Origin of the sequence: Phaeobacter sp. 11ANDIMAR09, assembly GCF_001294455.1 — a bacterium.
Taxonomy (GTDB): domain Bacteria; phylum Pseudomonadota; class Alphaproteobacteria; order Rhodobacterales; family Rhodobacteraceae; genus Pseudophaeobacter.
Genome location: NZ_LIKT01000015.1, coordinates 17,971 through 38,760 on the forward strand (window position 1 = coordinate 17,971; position 20,790 = coordinate 38,760).

Annotated in this window: 16 protein-coding genes; 8 read left to right on the plus strand and 8 right to left on the minus strand. The window is 57.8% G+C overall.

Annotated elements, in window-relative coordinates:
- Positions 1 to 133 precede the first annotated feature (133 nt).
- Positions 134 to 1,159 carry an IS30 family transposase gene (locus AN476_RS13445; RefSeq protein ID WP_054462108.1) on the minus strand — a complete coding sequence of 342 codons (1,026 nt, stop codon included), beginning with the start codon at positions 1,157 to 1,159 and terminating at the stop codon, positions 134 to 136.
- A gap of 329 nt (positions 1,160 to 1,488) precedes the next feature.
- Here AN476_RS13445 and AN476_RS13450 point away from each other — a divergent pair, with 329 nt between their 5' ends.
- Complete coding sequence (locus tag AN476_RS13450; protein WP_054462109.1) at positions 1,489 to 1,986, plus strand: hypothetical protein; 498 nt, start codon at positions 1,489 to 1,491, stop codon at positions 1,984 to 1,986.
- A gap of 42 nt (positions 1,987 to 2,028) precedes the next feature.
- On the opposite strand, the gene AN476_RS13455 is transcribed toward AN476_RS13450, so the two are convergent.
- Positions 2,029 to 3,171, minus strand: coding sequence for a PLP-dependent aspartate aminotransferase family protein (locus AN476_RS13455; protein ID WP_054462182.1), 1,143 nt, complete (start codon positions 3,169 to 3,171; stop codon positions 2,029 to 2,031).
- Positions 3,172 to 3,348: 177 nt separating this feature from the next.
- Between AN476_RS13455 and AN476_RS13460 the strand changes: the two genes are divergently transcribed.
- Positions 3,349 to 3,834, plus strand: coding sequence for a GNAT family N-acetyltransferase (locus AN476_RS13460; protein WP_054462110.1), 486 nt, complete (start codon positions 3,349 to 3,351; stop codon positions 3,832 to 3,834).
- Between the two features lie 17 nt (positions 3,835 to 3,851).
- On the opposite strand, the gene AN476_RS13465 is transcribed toward AN476_RS13460, so the two are convergent.
- The 3 genes from AN476_RS13465 to AN476_RS13475 all read right to left on the minus strand — a co-directional run bounded on the left by AN476_RS13465 (position 3,852) and on the right by AN476_RS13475 (position 6,977).
- Positions 3,852 to 5,060 carry a pyridoxal phosphate-dependent aminotransferase gene (locus AN476_RS13465; RefSeq protein ID WP_054462111.1) on the minus strand — a complete coding sequence of 403 codons (1,209 nt, stop codon included), beginning with the start codon at positions 5,058 to 5,060 and terminating at the stop codon, positions 3,852 to 3,854.
- Positions 5,061 to 5,190: 130 nt separating this feature from the next.
- On the minus strand, positions 5,191 to 6,078 hold the full coding sequence (locus AN476_RS13470) for a LysR substrate-binding domain-containing protein (protein WP_054462112.1): 888 nt from the start codon (positions 6,076 to 6,078) through the stop codon (positions 5,191 to 5,193).
- Positions 6,079 to 6,080: 2 nt separating this feature from the next.
- On the minus strand, positions 6,081 to 6,977 hold the full coding sequence (locus AN476_RS13475) for a LysR substrate-binding domain-containing protein (protein ID WP_054462113.1): 897 nt from the start codon (positions 6,975 to 6,977) through the stop codon (positions 6,081 to 6,083).
- A gap of 143 nt (positions 6,978 to 7,120) precedes the next feature.
- Here AN476_RS13475 and AN476_RS13480 point away from each other — a divergent pair, with 143 nt between their 5' ends.
- Together AN476_RS13480 and AN476_RS13485 are read left to right on the plus strand one after the other, a co-directional pair.
- Positions 7,121 to 8,623 carry an aldehyde dehydrogenase family protein gene (locus AN476_RS13480; RefSeq protein WP_054462114.1) on the plus strand — a complete coding sequence of 501 codons (1,503 nt, stop codon included), beginning with the start codon at positions 7,121 to 7,123 and terminating at the stop codon, positions 8,621 to 8,623.
- Complete coding sequence (locus AN476_RS13485; RefSeq protein ID WP_054462115.1) at positions 8,613 to 9,887, plus strand: FAD-binding oxidoreductase; 1,275 nt, start codon at positions 8,613 to 8,615, stop codon at positions 9,885 to 9,887. The genes AN476_RS13480 and AN476_RS13485 overlap by 11 nt, the downstream gene beginning before the upstream one ends.
- A gap of 96 nt (positions 9,888 to 9,983) precedes the next feature.
- Here AN476_RS13485 and AN476_RS13490 read toward each other — a convergent pair whose 3' ends face one another.
- Positions 9,984 to 11,093: a zinc ABC transporter substrate-binding protein gene (locus tag AN476_RS13490; RefSeq protein ID WP_054462116.1), complete on the minus strand. Its 1,110-nt coding sequence runs from the start codon at positions 11,091 to 11,093 to the stop codon at positions 9,984 to 9,986.
- A gap of 117 nt (positions 11,094 to 11,210) precedes the next feature.
- On the opposite strand from AN476_RS13490, the gene AN476_RS13495 reads away from it, so the two are divergent.
- The 3 genes from AN476_RS13495 to AN476_RS13505 are packed head-to-tail and all read left to right on the plus strand — an operon-like array spanning position 11,211 to position 13,299.
- On the plus strand, positions 11,211 to 11,699 hold the full coding sequence (locus AN476_RS13495; RefSeq protein ID WP_054462117.1) for a Fur family transcriptional regulator: 489 nt from the start codon (positions 11,211 to 11,213) through the stop codon (positions 11,697 to 11,699).
- Positions 11,690 to 12,475, plus strand: a complete 786-nt coding sequence (znuC, locus tag AN476_RS13500) for a zinc ABC transporter ATP-binding protein ZnuC (protein WP_054462118.1) — start codon at positions 11,690 to 11,692, stop codon at positions 12,473 to 12,475. The genes AN476_RS13495 and znuC overlap by 10 nt, the downstream gene beginning before the upstream one ends.
- On the plus strand, positions 12,472 to 13,299 hold the full coding sequence (locus AN476_RS13505) for a metal ABC transporter permease (RefSeq protein WP_054462119.1): 828 nt from the start codon (positions 12,472 to 12,474) through the stop codon (positions 13,297 to 13,299). Before znuC ends, AN476_RS13505 begins: the two co-directional genes overlap by 4 nt.
- An 18-nt stretch (positions 13,300 to 13,317) precedes the next feature.
- Here AN476_RS13505 and AN476_RS13510 read toward each other — a convergent pair whose 3' ends face one another.
- Both AN476_RS13510 and AN476_RS13515 read right to left on the minus strand, forming a co-directional pair.
- The gene (locus tag AN476_RS13510) at positions 13,318 to 15,609 is read right to left on the minus strand and encodes a response regulator (protein ID WP_054462120.1); all 2,292 of its coding nucleotides are present in this window, start codon (positions 15,607 to 15,609) and stop codon (positions 13,318 to 13,320) included.
- A gap of 18 nt (positions 15,610 to 15,627) precedes the next feature.
- Positions 15,628 to 16,512: a PhnD/SsuA/transferrin family substrate-binding protein gene (locus tag AN476_RS13515; protein WP_054462121.1), complete on the minus strand. Its 885-nt coding sequence runs from the start codon at positions 16,510 to 16,512 to the stop codon at positions 15,628 to 15,630.
- Between the two features lie 309 nt (positions 16,513 to 16,821).
- Here AN476_RS13515 and AN476_RS13520 point away from each other — a divergent pair, with 309 nt between their 5' ends.
- Positions 16,822 to 20,751 (plus strand): PEP/pyruvate-binding domain-containing protein, encoded by a 3,930-nt coding sequence (locus AN476_RS13520; protein ID WP_083464336.1) that lies wholly within the window; start codon positions 16,822 to 16,824, stop codon positions 20,749 to 20,751.
- Positions 20,752 to 20,790: the final 39 nt, after the last annotated feature.

Here is a 20,790-nt window from a genome sequence, read left to right on the forward strand (position 1 = left end):
GGCGCCCCAAACAACATACCTGCAATTCGATAGTGGCAGTGCCCGTATTGCCGTCACCTACCCGTTGTAACCACCAGAGGCACAGGTCTCTCTCTGATCTGCTCCCTTGTGAGCGATACTTGAACCGCGACTCCTATTCCTTCTGAGGGTAGGGGGATCGACCCATTTCCTCCATCATTTTTTCGCGGAAGACTTCGGCGGGTGTTTTCCATCCGAGGCATTTACGGGGCGTGTTGTTGAGGCGATCGCAGATCATCTTCATATCGTGATCTGTGCATTGCCGGATGTCGCGCTTACGCGGGAGCCATCTTCGAAGCCTGCGGTTTGTATTCTCGACAGTACCTTTTTGCCAGGGGCTGGATGGATCACAGAACCAAGTCTGTGTCCCGATCTCAGCCTGCAGGTGGGGCCAGCTTACAAACTCCGTGCCACGATCAAAGGTAATTGACTTGCGTGCAGGGAGGGGAAGATCACGGATGGCATCCATAATCTTTCCCATGACAGGTTTTGTCCGCTTATTTGGGTTCTTCAGGATCACTGTGAACCGGCTGACACGCTCGACGAGTGAGGTGACGTTGGTTTGACCAAGCTTCTGTTTGAACAGCATCAAATCAGCTTCCCAGTGACCGAACTGGCGGCGGTGAGCGACATCGTCGGGGCGGAAAAGGATACTGACATCGCGATGGAATTTAGGCTCTCTGCGGCGTCTGGTTCGCCGGGGCCTGCGCGCGACACGGTGCGTTGGAAGGTACCACCACAAATCTTCGCGCTGACCTTCCTTGGAATAGATGTAGCGGTAAATCGTTTCCTGGCAGACCCTTGGAATGGTCCTTTCATGGATCATGCGGTTGCCGATTTGCTCGGGCGTCCATCCGTTTTTGATCCGCTCGATCACGCGCTGGAAAAGTTCGGGATGCTTCATCAGTTTGCGTTGTCGCGCGCGACGATCTGCGGCCATCATCTGGGCGGCCGCGCCGTAATAGCCATCACACTTTGGCATGCATTCATCAGAGAAATGATTGCGCTTAAGTTCTCGAAAGATCGTCGACCGACAGCGCTTCAATACACGCGCCATCTCATCAACAGGGACCTTCGCATGCCTCCAGCGTTCTATTTTGCGTCTCTCTGTGATACTCAGTTGGGTGTAAACGGCTCCCATGGCGATTCCTCTCGTCAGATAACATCTTGTTTTCTAACAAGAGTCGCACTTCAAAGTAGCGCGCACCCCAGCATCATAAAATAACCAATAATCAATGTTATGTTGCTTTTTGGGGCGCAGCCAATCGTGCGGGACGGAAAACCGACAACCGGAACATTTTCAAACTTCTGAGAACCCCTTTGCTGCCAACCAAAGTGGTCACACTTCGTCAACAATCCTAATCAATTTGAAAACAAGCGCCCGTTTTTCGCCACATCCCGCCCCAAAGTAGCCCATGCCAAGCCTCTAGCCCTGAGCTCCAACACAGTTTTATCTGCAAGGAGTAAGGTATGGGTGATCCAGCGAAACGCGCAGTCCGCATCAAGGCGGTGTTTGGCACCTTGAGTAAAACCCTGGCCACTACAGCTGCCGTCACAATGGCACTGTTTTTCGTGACCGAAACCGCCTTTGCCGCCGGGCAGACCCCCTATGTGGTTGGCAACGACCGGGGCGGATACGTTCGCGATCGCCTAATTGAATTGAACAATCTGCGATCCTCAGGCCGACCTGTCGAAATTCGGGGGCGTATCTGTTTTTCAACCTGTACCATGCTATTGGGGCTACCTAATACCTGTGTCTCTCCCAATACCACCTTTGGATTTCATGGACCGTCCAAAAGCGGTCACCCTTTGCCGGCGGATGAATTCGACCGCTATTCCCGCATCATTGCCGCCAACTACCCGCCGCAACTGAACACCTGGTACATGCAGACAGGTCGCAAACGGATCAATAGCGTCTACAAGATCAAGGGAAGCACACTCATTCAGATGGGTGTCCGCTCCTGTTAAAAACGGCCTTCACAAACGGTACCCGCCGCAGCCGCACAATCCCTAGCCTAACAGAGCCTGGTTCAGATCCGAGATCAGATCATCCGCATCTTCGATCCCAACAGAGATCCGCAACAGGCTTTCAGGGATGCCAGTATGGGGCTCGATGGTATGGCGGTGTTCAACCAGGCTTTCAACGCCCCCCAGCGACGTGGCACGGTGGAACAGGTTCAAACGCCCGGCGACCGCCAGTGCTACCTCGCGCCCTCCCTTGACCAGAAAGGACATCAGAAACCCATAGCCGCCGGACATTTGACGGCTGGCGAGCGTATGTCCTTCGTGGCTTGGCAAGCCCGGGTATAACACCTCTTCGACCTCAGGATGGCTGGCCAGGAACTCAGCCACCCTCATCGCATTGGCGCACATCTTTTCCACTCGCAGCGGCAAAGTGCGCATGCTTCGCACCAAAAGCCAGGCCTCAAATGGCCCCATCACCGCACCCGCCTCGTTGCGATCCATACAGATTGCCTCCCACATCGGGTTGGGCCTGCGGGTGCTGAGCACGCCGCCCAACACATCAGAGTGACCATTGATCACCTTGGTTGCAGAATGCATGACGATATCCGCGCCCAGCTCCAATGGCCGGGTCAGCAGCGGGGTGGCGGCGGTACTGTCAACAACCAGGCTGGCACCAGCGCGATCGGCGCAGGTTCTTGCCGCCGCGATATCGACGGTTTTGAGCCAGGGGTTTGACGGGGTTTCAACAAACAGGATCTGCGCCTCATGCGCTTCACAGACCGTCTGCAAAGCCGCTGTATCGCTGGCCTCGACCTCGTGTAGGGTGATGTCGCGGCGGATACAGAAATCCCGGATCCATTTGGTTGTGCCCCAGTAAATGCCCGATTGAACAATCACTGCACCACCATTGGGCACGGTACGAAAAACTGCGGCAATAGCCGCCATACCGGAGGGAAACAGCTGTGTGTCCGCGGCGCCCTCAAGGCGAGACAGGATCTCTTCGCCCAGCCTGACGGCCTCGTTGTGGGAGCGCAGATAGACGTTGTCCTGATTGACCAGCTGATAGTCCCGGTCCCGCACAAAGGTGGTCGAGGGCTGCAGGGGAGGCACTACCCCACCGCTGGCCGCATCGATGGCACCAGCAGCCTGAGCCGCAATTGTGGCTGGTTTCATATCGTTGCGCTGCATGTCAAAGACTCCCTGCTGTGGTTTTCCATCTTTGAAGCGCTCCTGCGCCGAGTTCAATTGCTTTCTCTAGTCTCGGGCGGGTAGCCCCCAGCCTTCCACCTGTCTGCCCTTGTGGTTTGCCCACGGCCATGATCCCTTGGCCGTCATCTGCTGCCTTCAGTGAAAGAGACCTCGACGATGCCATTGGAGATACGTCATGCCCAGCCGCGCGACAGCGCCAGTATTGCCGAAATTGCCAATGCAATGATCCGCGATACGCTGTTCACCTTTACCTCTCAGGAGCGCCAGCCCCAAGAGATCGCGGCCCGGCTGGAACAAGATCTGACGCCCTTCCTCGTGGCAGAACGAGGCGGCAGGATCCTGGGCTTTGCAACTTACAGCGCCTTTCGTTCCGGTCCGGGCTATCGCCACACACAAGAGCATTCCATTCAGCTGCGCCCCGAAGCCCAGGGCCATGGGCTGGGCCGGGCGCTGATGGGTCAGCTGGAAAAGGAAGCCCGCACCCGAGAGGTGCATGTATTGGTTGCAGGTATCAGCAGCGCCAACCCCAAGGCGCTCAAATTTCACAGAGCCATTGGCTATACCCAGACAGGGTTTCTGCCTCAGGTCGGGCGTAAATTTAATCAGTGGCTGGACCTGATCCTGATGCAAAAGCAGCTGTAACCCTGCCCCGCTCTGCGTTAGTCCAGCTGCGCGACCGCCCGCGCCAATCGCACCAAAGCCTCACGCAGCTCTGCCGGACTGGTAGCATAAGAAATGCGGAAATACGGCGACAGCCCAAAGGCCCGCCCCGGCACCATGGCAACATCGTGGTGTTCCAGAACATAGGCACAAAAATCCGCATCCGTTTGCAAAGTCTTGCCTTGCGGGGTTCGACGCCCTAGCAGGCCAGCGCAGCTGGCAAAGGTGTAAAAAGCCCCTTCGGGACGCGGACAGCTGATCCCCTCAATTGCATTCAACCCATCCACCACCAGATCGCGACGGGCCTGAAAGCTGGCGCGCCGCTCTGTCAAGAAATCTTGGCCCCCGTTCAAGGCTTGCAGTGCTGCCGCCTGCGACACCGAAGCGGCACAGGAGGTCGACTGCCCCTGAATCACCGCCATGGCAGATATCAAAGCTGCAGGACCACCCGCATAGCCAATGCGCCATCCGGTCATAGCATAGGCTTTGGAGACGCCATTTATGGTCAAACAACGGGGTTTCAAACGCGGCTCAACCGCCGCAGGCGTGGCAAATTCAAATCCTTCGTAGGTGATATGTTCATACATGTCATCGGCCATGACCCAGACACCCGGATGCTGCATCAAAACCTCCAGTAAGGGTGCGTAATCCTGCGCCGAGTAGGCCGCACCAGAGGGGTTTGATGGCGAGTTGAACAGCACCCAACGGGTGCGCGGGCCAAGCGCCTGCTGCAGCTGCTCTGCTGTCATTCGAAAACCGGTCTCGGCACCACAGGGCACCAGCACGGCTTTGCCACCGGCCAGAGCAATGATATCCACATAGGAAGTCCAATAGGGAGCCGGCACGATGACTTCGTCACCTGGCTCCAGACTGGCCATGAAAGCATTGTACAGCACCTGCTTGGCACCGGTAGAAACAATCACTTCATCCTGACAGTAGTCCAAACCGTGATCTCGCTTGAATTTGGCGCGGATCGCCCGCTTCAGATCCGGCGTGCCAGTAAGGGCTGTATATTTGGTTTCTCCCGCCCATATCGCGTCAACAGCCGCCTGTTTGATGGCGTCAGGCGTGTCAAAATCCGGCTCGCCCGCACCCAGCACAATCACCGGTCGCCCCTGTTGTTTCAGCTCCGCAGCCCGCGCCCCGATCTGCAGGATTTCAGATACTTCGATTGCATCAATACGGCTGGCCTTGCGGAATTCTGTCATGGGTGTCGTCCTACAGCTGAAACAGGGGCGCTGGACAATCCGGCGCGCGCCAATGCTCAAAGCCTAAAGCACCAAGCTCCAGAGAGAAAAATCCCCAAGTTGGACCCAACTCATTCCAAAACCACATGGGTCAGCCCGGTCTGCACCTCAGCTGTCGGGTGATCCAGGTCTCGAACTTTTGCACCGCATCCGTCGCCGCCCCATGCGGGCGGGTTAGGTAATAGCGTTTGGCCGACCCCAGGACCGGCCCCGGCAGTTGCACCAAAGCGCCGCTGTCCAGCTCATCCGAGACCATGTCAAAAGGCACGATCGCTGCCCCGAGCCCCGCAGTCGCCGCGCCAATAACCATGGAGTATTGATCAAAATAGCGCCCATCTTGTCGCGGCTGCCCCTTGATCCCTGCCTCCTGAAACCAATTCGCCCAGACCTCACTGCGGCTTTCCAGATGCACCAAAGGCACGTCTTCCAACGCGGTTAGATCTGTCAATCCATAGCTGGCATAGAATTCGGGGGCAGAAATCGGCACCATCTGATCGCCAAACAGCTCGACCATACGGGCACCGGGCCAGTTGTCACGCCCATAATGGATCGCCAAATCAAAGGGGTCGCGCGCAAAATCAAAGGGGTCCAACCGTGTCGAAAGGCTCAGCTCAATCTCCGGATGGCGCGCAAAGAAATCCGGCAAGCGTGGTATCAGCCAGCGGTTGGCAAAGGTTGGCAGCACCGCGATGCGCAGCGCACTGCGCCCCGCCCCCGCCGCCACCGCCTTTTGCACCGAGGTGCGCAGCGCGCCAAGGTCCTGCGCCAAATCCGCAGCGAGACCGGCGCCAGCGTCGGTCAGCACCACGCCCCGGCCAACGCGCTGAAACAGCGCAAAGCCAAGATCCGCCTCCAGCTCCTTGACCTTCTTGCTGACAGCACTTTGGGTCAGGCCAATCTCTTCGCCTGCCGCGGTAAAACTCTGGTGGCGGGCGGCGCTTTCAAAACAGCGAAGATGGGTGAGACTGGGCAAGCGCATCCTTAGGCCTCCTGAGCCGTTATCTGATCGAGCAGCCAATTGCGAAACTGCATGAGCGGGTAGTCATCGCAATGCTCCGGCGGCCAGACCAGAAAATACTCCCCCAGTGTCACAGGCGGTCCATTGATGGCCAATTGCAAGCGGCCGGCTTTGATCTCGCCCTCGGCCAAAAAGGTTGGCAACAGGGCAATGCCCAGCCCATGCACCGCCGCCTGTGTCATCGCCGATGATTGGTCAAACAACATACCCTGCAAGCGCTCAGCCGTGACACCGTGCAGGCCAAACCATTGCTCCCAACTGTCCGGATGGCTTTCCAGGTGCAACAACGGATAGTGCAGCAGCATCTCTGGCACGGACAGGGGCGCCTGCAAAAGGCCGGGCGCGCAGACTGGCAGCACGTGTTTGGGCATCAGGGGCAGATACTCCACGCCGGGCCAGTCGCGCGTCCCATAATGAATCGCAGCCTGAGCTGTGCCGGATTCAAAACCGAACGGCAGGTTGTGGGTCTGCAAGTTGACCGTAATGCCAGGGTGCTGAGCGACAAAATTCTTGAGCCGTGGAGCCAACCAATGCAAGCCAAAGGAGGCCAGGATCGACAGATTCAAACTACCACCATCCGGATTCGCCCGCAGCTTGATTGAGGCCTGCGCCAGCCGGGACAGGATCGCGCGGGCTTCTTTGGCATAGTTCGCCCCGCCCGGAGTCAACTGCAGTCGCATCTGATCCCGCGCAATCAGATCCACCTCCATCTGCTGTTCCAACTGTTTAAGCTGACGGCTGACAGCGCTCTGGGTCAGGTTCAGATCTTCTGCAGCCGCTGAAGCGCTTCCCAGACGGTCCACGGCTTCCAGTGCCAGCAGAGATGAGATCGAAGGCAGAAACCGACGCGGCGCTATCATATGATTTTACCTCATAGCTTTAGAATTTAGTATCATGTGCAATTTCACATTTATCGTGAGAATTACAGGAAACACCCGTGAGTCACCAGCGTTTTACCCCGTGTAATGCTCATGGCCTGACAGTTTCCTCGAAAGGATGCACCATGCCTTATTCCCAGATCCTCACCGCCGCAGGTTTCACCCAGAACGACCTCTCTGGCGGCAGTCTTAGCGTCAAGACCCCAGTTGATGGCAGCGAGATTGCCCGCATCGCCATGCACAGCCTGGCGGATGCCCAGGCCCAGATCACAAATGCCAAGTCAGCCTTCAAATCCTGGCGCACAGTGCCCGCACCGCGCCGCGGCGAGCTGGTGCGCCTCTTGGGCGAAGAGCTGCGCCGGGAAAAAGAGAACCTCGGCCGGTTGGTGACGCTGGAATGTGGCAAGATCTACCAGGAAGGTCTGGGCGAAGTGCAAGAAATGATCGATATCTGCGATTTCGCAGTAGGCCTGTCGCGTCAACTCTATGGCCTGACCATCGCCTCGGAACGCCCCGGCCACGCCATGCGCGAAACCTGGCACCCGATGGGGACCTGCGGTGTTATCACCGCCTTCAACTTCCCCGTGGCTCCCTGGTGCTGGAACGCAACCCTGGCGCTGGTCTGTGGTGATCCGGTGATCTGGAAACCCTCGGAAAAGACCCCGTTAACCGCCCTTGCCGTACAGAAGATCTGTGATCGCGTCACCACCCAGTTTGGTGCCGATGCGCCCGAAGGTCTGATCCAGACACTGATCGGCGAGCGCGATCTGGGCGAAGCCCTGACCGCATCCAAAGACGTCGCGATCATCTCGGCCACCGGTTCTGTCCCCATGGGCAAGGCCGTGGCCAAGGACATGTCTGCCCGCCTGGGCCGCACAATTCTGGAACTCGGCGGCAACAACGCGATGATCGTCGCCCCCTCGGCTGATCTGGAAATGGCCCTGCGCGCCATTGTGTTTTCTGCCGTTGGCACCGCCGGGCAGCGCTGCACCTCGCTGCGTCGCCTGATCGTCCATGCCGATATCTATGACGCGCTGATCCCCCGGCTGATCAAAGCCTATGCAGGCCTGCCGATTGGGGATCCGCTGCTGGAAGGCTCGCTTGTTGGCCCGCTGATCGACGATCTGGCGTTGAAGGCCATGACCGAGGCCCTGGCTCAGGCAGAAGTCGAAGGCGGCACGGTCCATGGAGGCGGCCAGGCGCTAACCGACAGCCACTCTGCTGCGGCCTATGCCCATCCGGCGATTGTCGAAATGCCCGCGCAGTCTGCGATCATGCACACCGAGACCTTTGCTCCGATCCTCTATGTGGTGAAATATGAGGATCTGGACGAGGCCATCGCCCTGCAAAACGATGTGCCACAGGGGCTGAGCTCCTGCATCTTTTCCACAGATGTACGCGAGACGGAATATTTCCTCTCGGCAGCCGGATCCGATTGCGGTATCGCCAATGTCAACATCGGCCCATCGGGCGCCGAAATCGGCGGCGCCTTTGGTGGCGAAAAGGAAACCGGCGGTGGACGGGAAAGCGGCTCTGACGCCTGGAAGGGCTATATGCGTCGCCAGACCAACACCGTGAACTACTCGCGGGAGCTGCCGCTTGCACAGGGAATCAAATTTGACATCTGACCTGACTGACAGCCTCTGGCACCAGACCTGCCAGGAAAACCCTGCCTCCTCGGTTTTATCCGGGGAGGCCACGGCAGATCTGGTGGTGATTGGGGGCGGCTATACCGGCTGTTCTGCCGCGCTAAAGGCCGCCGAAATGGGGGCCTCGGTCTGTCTGCTCGAAGCTGAGGTCTTTGGCCATGGCGGGTCTGGCCGCAACGTCGGTCTGGTCAATGCCGGGCTGTGGTTGCCACCCGAAGACATCAACGCCCGGCTTGGCGCAGAGATCGGCAACCATCTATCGCAGGCCTTGGGGCAGGCCCCTGACCTGGTTTACGGGCTCATCGACAGGTTCAAGATCGCCTGTGAGCCTGTACGCAATGGCACTCTTCACTGCGCCCATGCCCCCAGCGGCATGCAGGATCTGCAACGGCGCGCAGATCAGTTGCAGGCCATCGGCGCCCCAGTGCAGCTATTGGAGGCCGCCGAAGCCCGGGCCCGCGTCGGATCCGAGGCAGTGCACGGCGCCCTGTTTGACCCCCGTGCCGGCACCATCCAGCCGCTAGGCTTTGCCCGAGGGCTGGCCCGTGCCGCGATCTCCGCTGGTGCTCGCCTGCATGATCAAACTCCGGCCCAGGCAATCACCCGCAACAATGGCTGCTGGGAGGTTGCAACGCCTCGTGGCCACATCCGCGCCAAACATCTGATCATGGCAACAAATGCCTATGCCCGTCCCATGTCCGGCTATAAGGCACCTGCGATCGTTCCCGTTCACTATTTCCAAGGCGCTACTGCCCCCCTGACAACAGCCCAGAAAGCCCAAATTCTGCCAGGGCTCGAAGGCTGCTGGGATTCCGCTATGGTAATGTCCTCCTGGCGCATGGACCAAAAGGGCAGGCTGGTGATTGGTGCCATGGGGGCTTTGGATCATCTTGGCAGCAACATTCACCAAGGCTGGCTCAAGCGGAAGCTATCCGCGGTCTTTCCTGCGCTTTCCGGGATCAAACTGGAAAGCCAATGGTTTGGCCGCATCGCCATGACCGGGGAATACCTGCCCAAGATCGAGAAACTGGAGGAAGGCTATGTCAGCTTTGGCTATTCAGGTCGTGGCATCGGGCCTGGAACCCTGTTTGGCCAACAGATGGCTCAGGCCCTGCTCACAAAAGATGAGAGCCTACTGCCCTTGCCGGCCAGCTCTGGCCATAGCCTGCCCTTTGCCCGCCTGCGTGGTGCCTATTACGAGACCGGCGCAACCCTGATCCATCTTGTCAAAGACCGAATCTAAAAACCCAAAGGGGTCAGAGCTTGCTCTGCCCCCTTTGGGAAACACTGCCGGGCCACTGTCACGAAGTTGAAGCGGCTACGACAATGATCCCTGCGTTTACTGGCAACTGGCCATGGCGGCGCCCAGCTCTTTCAGCAGCGCGGGATAGAATCCGGCGCCAGGTTCCAAGGCGGCCCCCAATGGGTCGATGACCACGGTTTTGGCGCCGCTACCTTCCAGAACGGTGGCCACCATATCCGGGTTGAACTGCGGCTCTGAGAAGACGCAAGAAACCTGTGCTTGCTTCACCACCTGCTGGATCTCCGCGATACGCGCAGGGCTTGGGTCTGACGCATCCCCCAGCGAGATCGCACCAGCGGCATAGATACCGAAGCTGTGCTCAAAGTACTGATAGGCATCATGGAACACCACAAAGCCGCCGTCACGCACGGATTCTAGGCTGGCTTTGATCTCAGCTTTGACTTCTTTGAGCTCCTGCTTGCCGGCTGCTGCATTTGCCGCATAGGTGGCGGCGTTTTCAACATCATGCTCGGAGAGCTCCGCCGCAATCACATCAAGCCAAAGCATTGCATTTTCTGGAGAGAGCCAGACGTGAGGATCCAGCCCTTCATGGTCGTGGCCTTCATGACCCGCGTGATCGTGGCCCTCGTGCTCATCGTCATGACCCTCTTCATGGTCCTCTTCATGGTCCTCTTCATGATCATGCCCGGCCTCGGCATGTGCCTCGCGGTCGTGATCTTCATGCTCGGCATGAGCGTCGTGATCATCCCCGTGGTCATCATGATCCTCATGCGCATCGTGATGATCGTCGTCGTGTTGCTCTTCATCCCCGTGATCATGGGCCTCAAAGCCAACGCCCTCACGGAAAGGAAGCGCCACGCCGCCCTCCAGCTCCAAAAGCTCAACCACATGGGCCTCCGTTGCCAGCTCGTCCACCGGACCTTCCAACCAAGGGGTCAGTGCTTCGCCGATCCAAAAGACCACATCCGCTTGCGACAGGGTCAGGGCCTCGGAGGGGCGCATTGAGTGGTGATGCGGCGAGGCGCCGTTTGGAACCACCATGCCTGGCTCTCCAACTCCCTGCATGACTCGGGCGACCAGGCTGTGCACGGGGGCAATATCGGTCGCGACTTTGGGCACATCTGCCACAGAAACGCTTGCAAATCCCATCAGGGCTGCGACAGAAGTCAGGGGAGTTTTAAGCATGGGACTCTCATGTGATTTTATAACATCTCACGGCTTGTTAAACGTCATAGCATAACATATCAAGAGCCAAGTTCGGCAAGCCCCAGGCATCGCCCTTATCAGCGGAGACCCAAGACCATGGATTCCATCGGATTTGAGCCCCATGACCACACAAGCTGTATTTCCAGCTGCATTGAAACGGTTGATGCCCAGTGCAAGGCGCAGGGGCTACAGTTTACCCCTGTCCGCAAACGGGTCTTGGAAATCCTATTGCAGGAACACCGGGCTCTGGGCGCCTATGAAATTCTTGATCGTTTGCGCGAAGAAGGACTTGGCTCGCAACCGCCCGTCGCCTATCGCGCGCTGGACTTTTTGGTGAGCAACGGGTTTGCCCATAAAATCGAACGGCTGAACGCCTTTATTGCCTGCACCCATCCCGGCGAGGATCACGCCCCGGTGTTCATGATCTGCCGCCTGTGCAAGTCAGTGGCCGAAGCCCAGGCCGTGCCAACCAATGGCCAGTTGGGTCAGGCCGCCCGCGACGCCGGGTTCCAGATAGAACGCACCGTGGTCGAAGCCGAAGGTCTTTGCCCCAAATGCCAAGAAGCTGCCCATAAATGCAACTGATCTCACTTCAGGATCTCTCTGTCAGCTATGGCGGAAACACGGTTCTGTCGAACGTGACCTTTGGCATCTCTCCCGGAGAAATCGTCACCATCGTTGGCCCCAATGGTTCCGGCAAATCCACCCTGTTGCGCAGTGTCATCGGGGCGCAGATGCCCAGCAAGGGAACGGTCAATCGAAGCCCGGATCTGCGGATTGGCTATGTTCCGCAAAAACTGCATATCGATCCGACCTTGCCAATGACCGTGCGTCGGTTTCTCAGCCTGCCGGACCGAGTGTCCAACGCCCAGGCCACCAGCGCCCTGGAACAGGCCGGCGCCGGACAGTTGTCCAACCGTCAAATGGCCGATCTATCGGGCGGTCAGTTTCAGCGCGTTTTGCTGGCGCGGGCGCTTTTGTGCCAGCCGCAGCTTCTGATCCTCGACGAGGCCACCCAGGGGCTTGATCAGCCCGGATCAGCCGCATTTTACCAAAAGATCGAAACCCTGAGGCAAACTCTGGGCTGCGCCATTTTGATGGTCAGTCATGAGTTGCATGTTGTTATGGCGGCCTCTGACCGGGTGATCTGCCTCAACGGCCATATCTGCTGCGAAGGCGAGCCTGAGCATGTGGCTTCGGCGCCAGAATACCGGGCGCTGTTTGGCAGTGGCACCCAGGGCGCGCTGGCGCTCTATCGCCACGAGCACAATCACAGCCACGACCACAGTTGCGGCCATGATCACGGCAAAGACGAGACCGGGGGCCAGCACTCTCACCCTGCGCATGAGGCACACAGATGATCACACTGTTCGACAGTTTTTTGATCCGCGCAGCCCTTGCAGGAACCGGCGTCGCCATCGCAGCCGCCCCCCTGGGATGTTTTGTGATCTGGCGCCGCATGGCTTATTTTGGCGATGCAACGGCCCATGCTTCGATCCTGGGCGTTGCATTGGCTCTGGGGTTCCAGGTGCCGATCTTTGCAGGCGTTTTGATCATTGCCCTTCTGATGGCCACCGCAGTTTCCAGCCTGAGCGGACGGGGCTTTGCCATGGACACGCTTTTGGGGGTGCTGGCGCATTCCTCGCTGGCTTTTGGGCTCGTGGCGGTCTCTTTTCTGCAGGGCATCCGCATTGACCTGATGGCCTATTTGTTTGGCGACATCCTGGCAGTAAGCCGAATAGATCTGGCCGTAATTTGGGGCGGAGCGACCCTGGTTTTATTGTTGCTCTGGGCCAGATGGTCCGCCCTATTGACCGCCACACTCAGCCCTGATTTGGCCTATGCAGCCGGCATCAACCCCAAACGTGAACAACTGGTGCTGACCGTCGCCCTAGCCCTGGTCGTGGCCGTCGCCATCAAAGTTGTCGGAGTCTTGTTGATTTCAGCGCTCTTGCTGATCCCGGCCGCCGCCGCACGTCCCTTTGCCGCGACCCCCGAACGCATGGCCGCGATTGCTGCTAGCATCGGCGCACTTGCCGCCCTGGTTGGCCTCCAGGCTTCCTTTGTTCTGGATACCCCGACCGGGCCAACAATTGTCTGCGCCGCAGCGGTATTTTTTGCCCTGACAAATCTGGGAAGTGCGATCTGGAAAAACCGGCTCCCAGCTGTCAGCAATGACCGTTAACTAAAGAGCGGCACACCCTCAGGTCTGACCTGCTCTCAGATCAGCGGGAAGTTCGTCCAGAGTATCAGCGCCCTTGTGAAGGGCCTCCAGTAGCGCTTGTTTGTTGATCGGCTTGCTAAGAAAATCATCCATGCCCGCCGCCAGGCATTCTTCCCGATGCGCCTCCAGCGCATTGGCGGTCAGGGCGATGATATGACAACCAGAGCTATGGGACGCAGATTCGATCTCCCGAATTTTCATCGTCGCTTCAACCCCGTCCATCACCGGCATCATCATGTCCATCAGGATGATATCCGGCTGCACTTCTCGAAATTTCTCAACCGCCTCGGCGCCGTTGGCCACAATAGTAATGTCAAACCCCGCATCCTTGAGCATCCGGGTCACCACCAACTGATTGGTCCGGTTATCCTCGGCGATGATCAATTTGAGGGAATGGATGGCCTGTCGCGCCTCTTGACGCATGACAACCGCGCTTCGCCCGGACTGCTCAAGCTTGAGTGCCCGCCGCAGCACCTGTTTCAACTGTGCCATTCGAACAGGTTTCAACACAATGTCGCGGATCTTCGCCCGGTGGTCATTTGACCGGGCAGCGGATTGATCCGCCGAGGACAGCATGACAATTGGCATTGTTGCATAATCGGGGATTGCTCGAATTTGCCGCGCCAGCGCGCTGCCATCAACCTGCGGCATTTGATAGTCCAGAATGACAAAATTCAAGCGTTGCGAATCCAAACGCAGATCCGCCATGATCTCCAAGGCCTGAGCGGCGCTACCGGCCTCAACGCAGTTCACACCCCAGTCGCGCAACCGCTCGCTCAGGACCGCCCGGTTCAATTCCAGATCATCCACAATAAGTCCTGTCATACCTTGCAAGGCATTAAACGCCACTTTGACGTCAGCGATCTGGTCGGTCAGCGGCAATGGCAAATCGATGGTAAAGACGGACCCTTTCCCCGCCTCCGACTGCACCGAAATCCGCCCCTTCATCAACTCTATCAGGCGCGCCGAGATCGCCAGGCCAAGTCCCGTACCTTCAAAGCTGCGTGTGGCGCCGCTGTCCACCTGTTCAAAGGCGCTAAAGACTCTATCAAGCCGGTCTTCGGGAATGCCAATCCCGGTGTCGGTGACACGGATCACGAGATCATAGCCATTGGCATCTCTGTGCCCTGAGACATCAATATAGACGTAGCCATGGTCGGTGAACTTTACCGCATTGCCAATGATATTGGTAATAACCTGGCGGATCCGACCAACATCTCCTTCAAAAAAGATTGGAAGATCAGGGTCATACCTCAGAATGATCTCAATGCCCTTATTGCTGGCCTTGGGGGCGAGCAGTGTGACCACGTCTTCGACAGCCGCCAAGAGGTTGAACGGGAAGGGGTTCAGCTCAACTTTGCCTGCTTCGATTTTGGAGAAATTGAGGATATCATTGATAATTGTCAGCAGCGCTGCGCCAGATTTGGAAATGGTTTCCGCATAGACACGCTGATCCTCATCCAGGTCGGTTTCCATGATCAGCTCTGCCATACCAATCACACCATTCATTGGCGTGCGGATTTCATGACTCATGTTTGCCAGGAATTCCGACTTGGCCTGGTTGGCGATATCTGCCTCTTCACAGGCCCGCTGCAAAGCGGTTTCACGTTCATCCCGCTCAACAAAAGTGTCTTCCAGAACACCAACCGAATAGTTCAGCGCCCAGAATTCCCGCGAGGCATACCATGGGAGCTTGCCAGCCTTCCCCCGCGCGCCCAAGAGAGCATTCGACATCCGGCGATGGATGGTTCTGAGCGGGTGCAGAGCCAGCATATGCACCAAGGCCAAAACAAGGGCCGACAGGCCCGCGACGGCTAGAACCGTCCACATAATGGTATACCGGACCTTTTCCTGAACCATGGCCTGGCCTTCCAGCATAGACCATCGCACGACCATTGTGCCGAATTCGAACCCCTCCATTTCAACTGGTTGTTCGTAGGTGACAAACTCTTCTACAGCATCGGTTTCCCGCCGTTTGGCCGTTGCGATTGTGACGCCGTCGTTGTTCAGAATTTGGATGGAGAGAATTTTAGGCGTGCGGGCCAGGGCTTCGTGAAGCCCTGTTTCCAACACCGGCACATCTTCGACAATGATGGATTCCAGCATCAGACCACTGAGCAGTGAAATCGTCAGCCCTGCCTGTTCGCTCAATTGGTCGCGCAGCTGGATGCTCTCGGTACGGCGCGCAACAGCCCCGACAACCAGCCCCACCAAAAGGGCGGCCAGGGACAGCGAAAGCACAATCTGAAACAGGACACTGGAGCGTTTCATTTCTCTGTGTTTCTAGCCTTAGAAGCTTTGGCTTTGTTCGATGGCTTCTCTGATCAGATCGTAATCTGAATCTTCGCTCGCCAGAAATCCATTCTTGGAGACGCGCCGGACAATCTCTTCATTTTGAACGGACAGCATCACCTCCTGCATGGCCTGCAGAAACCGCGGGTCCAAATCGGCAGAGGCCAGCCAGGGCTTTGTGACATTGTCAAATGAGGTCAAAGCCCGGATCGGCACGCCTTTGGCAACCAGCTTTTTATAGGTGCTTTCTTTCAAGGCTCCTGCTGCATATTTTCCGGCACCGACGGCTTCGCCCACCAGATCATGTCGCCCCAGATACGCAAAGCTGTGCAGATCCTCACCCGAGATCCCAACATCAAGCAATTGCGCCTGAGCCAGATATCGACCAATTGTTGACAGCTCATCACCAAAGGCAAAGGTCAGCCCAGACAGCTCTTCCAGGGATTGGATCGGGCTATCGCGATGGACAACAATCACGCCTTTGAAGCGTTTTTGGCCCTTTTTGGACTCCATGGCCACAATGCTGATATCCGGGTTGAGCTCCTTGACCACCACATAGGACGCCGGCCCAAACCGGGCAAAATCCACCTCACCCTCGGCAAGCTGGCGAATACCTTCCGCGTATTCCTTGGCGATTGTGAGCTTGATCGTGACCTTCTCTCCCAACCGCTCGGACATCCGATCCGCAAGAAAGGTAAGGAAAGGCCTGTATTTGCGCACGGTTTCGGTGGGTTTGTCAGCGGCATAGGTGCCAAAGGTCAGCGTGATCCCAGCACCTGCATCATTTGGTGCAAAGCTCAGAGCAAACAAAAACAAAACGCCAAGAAGCCCCCGTCCCAGTCTGTGAACACTTGAGAAAATTAAGGTAATGAAGTTCCGCATAGGTAAGCCTCCTAGCTCGTGTACTGCGCGCCAAAGGCACATGCATTCTAGCTTATCGCTCACCAAATGCGTGTATGACGTTAATTTTTTCGCTTTCTTCCGTCAATTTTAAATGAAAGGCCGGATCGCATACCGCACTTAACGGTTCCGTAATACTTTAGGTATTTTTTCATAAAAATGTCACAACTATAAAGAATCCCTAAACAGACAGCAGGTCTCTCAGTGCAAACACCGGCCCCTTCTTCCCACAACAACAAACGAAAATTCTGTTTTGCCTCTCTTTTGGCTGCAATCCTTTTGGCTATCCCCATGAAAGCTCTGGCCATTCCCTCTCCGGAACTGGTCATCGGCTCGGTGACATCCCTGTCTCAGGTTTTTGCTGTGGGTCTTGCAATGATTTCCGGGGCCGGCGCACTTTTGGCAACCAAACTGGGGTTCAAGCCAAGAGCCGCAACACAGCGCTATCCGGTCCGTCTCATTGGCTTGCTCGTGCTGTTTGTGACCGGCTTGGTAGCTGCAAACTACTGGCAGTACAGCAGCTATAGAGCCACAGAACAGACACGCCTTCAGGCGACCTTGTTTCGTCCGGCGCAGTTCGCCGGAACTGAGATCAAGGACGACACGCTTAAGGAAACTAGCTTTTCCAAACAGGAAGAAAACCCGCTGGCCATTTCCACTGATCAGGCTGCAGCTCTGTTGACATCGGGGGACGCCGCCTTCTTTGACATCCGCGAAACCGGCGAAAACGCCATGGGCAGCCTGCCGGGCGCCACGCACGTCCGATTTCCTGATTTTCTGCAGTCTCGCCCCCTGCAGCCCGGACAGCGGGCGGTGGTTTTTTGCCACAACGGCAACCGTAGCTCCGAGACCTGCGCCGAACTGGCAAAGCTGGGCATCGATTGCAGCTTTATTGCCGGCGGGATCGAGAAATGGATCGTCGAAGGACGCTCCTTTAGCGATGCCGAGGTTGAGACGCTGGCCGACCTGCGCGCCATTCCAGACTATGTCAACAAGGACACCCTGCTAAGCACCGCTGATTTCACGACACTGATCGAAACCGAAGATCTGCAGATCGTCGACACACGCTATCCCGGCGATTTTGAGGCCGGTCACCTACCCGGTGCCATCAATATCCCCATTCGCGCCTTGCCGACTGATGACCTGATGCGCAGGATCGCTGCATTGGAGGACAAGCCGACCCTCACGGCCTGCTATGATCGGCGCAGCTGCTTCATGGGGCAGGTTCTGGGGCTGGAATTGGTCCAGCAGGGGGTCGACTACCTGGGACGTTATACCTTGCCCTGGGAGTATTTTATTGCCCCCGCTGCCAAACCCCATGTCCAGGACTGGCTGGCCGCGCAAAACCAGACCTATTGGCAGCGGGCTGTCGCAGCAGTCACCTCGGCTTTGCTCTGGAGCCATGCACATAGCCATCTCTTGTTGGGGCTTTTTGCCCTCTCCCTGCTGACCCGCCTGTTGGTTCTACCGGTTGCGTTGAAATCGGAACGCGACCAGATCATCACCCACAACAGTGCCGAGGAGCTGGCGACACTCAAATCAGAACTGGCCCAGGATCCGGTGCGCCGCGCCCGTGCCATCCAGGCGTTCTATGCCTCCAAGGGGCTGACGCCGCTGCGCAATCTCAGCGCCCTGTTGTTTTTGCCGGTGATGATGGTGGGGGTCTCTGCCGCCGGAGAGGCCAGCGGGCTGCTGTCAATCTCAATGCTATGGATCGACGATTTAGGCCTGCCAGATCCGGCCTTTGCCCTGCCGCTGATGTTCTGCGCTTTGGCCGCGATCTACCTGACCTGGGCAGTCGCTAAGACGGCACGGCAAATCAAGCTTTGGCTCTTTATGGGTCTGCCCCTTCTCTTTGCCATGGTCTTTAGCCTCAGCGCCGCCGCCAATGCCTATCTCTGTTTCAGCCTCAGCCTGCTGCTGCTGCAGCGTGCCTATGTGACCGGACTGCACAAATCTCTGAAACACCAGCTGGATCTTTGGCGCCAGAAACGTCAGTTGGCACAGCTGCCTGCCGGGGTCATCCCCATGGGCTTTAGCGAAGAACTGGCACAGGCGGGCAATAAGGCGCTGCGGCTGTCCGTGATGAAAACAGCCGGGCTGCCCGTGCCCGATGGTCTGGTGCTGCGCCAGGAGGCCATCGCTGATTTTCAACAGATGTCCCTTCCCCAGCAAGAGCGCTTTGCGGCTCAGATCTGGCAGCTAATAGCAGAAAAACCCTGCGCCGTGCGCAGCAGCGCCAGCAATGAAGATGGTGCCGAGCAGAGCTTTGCCGGGGTGTTTGAGTCCGAGCTGGATGTGACCGGCGACACCCTGCGCGGCGCCTTGAACAGTGTGGTGGCAAGCTTTTCTTCAGAACGGGCCGCCAGCTACGACCGGCAGGCCCAGGATACATCTGCCGCCAATGTACTGGTTCAGCAGATGGTGCAGGCTGACTATGCCGGCGTCTTGTTTACACAGGACCCCAATGCCCCCGGAATGACCATGGTGGAATGGGTAAAGGGCTGTGGCGAAGATCTGGTCTCAGGCCGGGTGACACCTGTGTCTTTGCGCTTTGGACGCTCCTCCGGCCGACCCGCATTTGAGGATCAGGATCAAACGCTGGATCTGGCGCCTTTGCTGGCCCTTGCGCGCCGGGTCGAAGCCCTCTTTGGCGGCCCTCAAGATATCGAATGGGCCTATGCCGATGGTGGGTTTCAGATCCTGCAAAGCCGCGACATCACCACACTGGCCCATGGTCCCGACGCGGAACAGATCCGGCTGACCGAATGGCGCGCCGTGCTGGACCGCTTTGGCGATCGTGATCCCGATGCGATGATCCTGGAACAGGATGAAATGTCCGAAGTCCTGCCGCGCCCAACGCCCATGTCCTTCTCTCTCATGAGCAGCCTTTGGGCACCCGGCGGCAGCGTGGACTACGCCTGTCGCGCGCTTGGCGTCCCCTACGGGCTGCCGGAAGGCCGCGACGGTCATCTGGTCAACCTCTTTGGCAAAACCTATGTGGATGCCGAGCTCAAGCGGCAAATGACACTCAAACTCTCCAAATCCAAGGCCAAGCAGCTGCGCCGGCTAGCGCGCCCGCTGGTCAGGGATTTTCACGATCAAACCCTGCCAATAATCGCAGATCGTCTGGCGATCTGGCAAGCGCTGGACTATGCCGCCCTGCCCCAGCACAAGCTGATCGAGATGATCCAGACCCTCGTCAGTTTCTTTGCCCATGACATCTACGTCGAGGCCGAAAAGATCAATATTCTGGCCGGTTTCACCATGAACGAAGCCAGAGCCGCAACCGCAGGCGATGTCACACTGCGCAAGCATCTGATGTTGGCAGAACTGCCCCATGCCCCCTCTTCGCTGTTGAGCGCCTGCCAAGGCAATCGAGATCAGGCCCTGGCCCTGATGGGGCATCGCTCGATCTTTGACTACGAGCTCAGCTCGCCCCGCTACAGCGAGGCCCCTGCCCTGTTGTGGCCGCTGCTGGACAACCCAATCTCGCAGATCTCAGAACTGGGGCAGCTGCCTGCCAATCTGCCCCATGATCTGAAAGACTGTATTTCTCTGGCTCTGACCTATCAGGATCTCAAGGAACAGGCCAAACACGAAGCGCTGCGTATTTTGGCAGAGCTGCGCCGGGCCCTGCAGGCCTTGGGCGCGGGTACGGGGCTGAATGATCTTATTTTCCAGTTCACACTGGAAGAATTACAGCACTGCGACTGGTCGGACGCGCAGGCTTTGCTGGACATGGCAAAGGCACGTAAAACCAAGGAGGAGCTGCGCAAACCCTCGGCTCCAAGCCAGGTACAACTGACACTGCGGGATTGCGAGTTGCTGTCCCTCGGGGCGCAGACTGCCTTGGCTGAGGGCGATCTGGGTGGCACCTGCGTTGCGGGCAGTGGCACCAGAACAGGGCGCGCCTATTGGGTCGTGGATGAAACAGCAACAGGGCCAGAAGCATTCGATGGCTTCCAGGATGGCGATATTCTGGTGTGCCACATGATCAATCCAGCCTGGTTGCCCTATGTCCAGCGTTCCGGCGCGGTGCTGAGCGAGGTGGGCGGCTGGTTGAGCCACATGGCGATTGTAGCCCGTGAAAAACACATCCTGATGCAGGTCGCCTGCAAAGGGTTGAACCAGATCGAAACCGGAGCCTGGGTCACCGTCGCCGAGGACGGCAGCATCACCCTTGAGGAGGGCGAAGATCTGAAATCCGCCACAGGCTGATGTAAAGAGGCTGACACTGGCCCCTGATGGCCGCCCGGC